The sequence below is a fragment of the Streptomyces sp. NPDC101152 genome (assembly GCF_044768275.1).
Lineage (GTDB): Bacteria > Actinomycetota > Actinomycetes > Streptomycetales > Streptomycetaceae > Streptomyces.
In genome coordinates, this window is record NZ_JBIWPO010000148.1 from 1 (window position 1) to 1,213 (window position 1,213).

The 1,213-nt window shown below is 69.2% G+C and carries 1 pseudogene; it reads left to right on the forward strand.

The annotated features are described in order from the left end of the window. A pseudogene (locus ACIRVK_RS45560) lies at positions 1-1,213 on the forward strand (alpha-1,4-glucan--maltose-1-phosphate maltosyltransferase); the annotation flags it as partial.

Here is a 1,213-nt window from a genome sequence, read left to right on the forward strand (position 1 = left end):
CCCGTCTGGCGGCGGCGTTGACGCCGGAGGTGGACGCGGTCCTGGCCCGGCACCCGCTGCGGGAACTGGTCACCGCCTCCGAGACCCTGCCCCTGCTGGTGGAACGCGAACGCGCCCTGTACGGCGCCTGGTACGAGTTCTTCCCCCGCTCCGAGGGCACCGCCACCCAGCCCCACGGCACCTTCGCCACCGCCGCCCGCCGCCTGCCCGCCATCGCCGCCATGGGCTTCGACGTCGTCTACCTCCCCCCCATCCACCCCATCGGCACCACCTACCGAAAAGGCCGCAACAACACCCTCTCCCCCACCCCCGACGACGTCGGCGTCCCCTGGGCCATCGGCTCCCCCGAAGGCGGCCACGACACCGTCCACCCCCGACTCGGCACCCTCGACGACTTCGCCCGCTTCGTCGACCACGCGGGCACCCTCGGCCTGGAGATCGCCCTCGACTTCGCCCTGCAGTGCTCCCCCGACCACCCCTGGGTCCACAAACACCCCGAGTGGTTCAACCACCGCCCCGACGGCACCATCGCCTACGCCGAGAACCCCCCCAAGAAGTACCAGGACATCTACCCCATCGCCTTCGACGCCGACATGGACGGCCTGATCACCGAAACCCTGCGCATCCTGCGCCTGTGGATGGGCCTCGGCGTACGGATCTTCCGCGTCGACAACCCCCACACCAAACCCGTCGTCTTCTGGCAGCGGGTCATCGACCAGATCAACGCCACCGACCCCGACGTCATCTTCCTCGCCGAGGCCTTCACCCGCCCCGCGATGATGCGCACCCTCGCCCAGATCGGCTTCCAGCAGTCCTACACCTACTTCACCTGGCGCACCACCAAGCAGGAACTCACCGACTACCTCACCGAACTGTCCACCGAGACGGCCGCCTACATGCGGCCCAACTTCTTCGTCAACACCCCCGACATCCTCCACGAGTTCCTCCAGCACGGCGGCCGCCCCGCCTTCGAGGTCCGCGCCGTCCTCGCCGCCACCCTCTCCCCCACCTGGGGCGTCTACTCCGGCTACGAACTGTGCGAGAACACCCCCCTGCGCCCAGGCAGCGAGGAATACCTCGACTCGGAGAAGTACCAGCTCCGCCCCCGCGACTGGGACACCGCCGAACGCGAGGGCCGCACCATCACCCCCCTCATCACCCAACTCAACGCCATCAGAAGGCGCCACCCCGCCCTGCGGCAGCTGCGCAACCT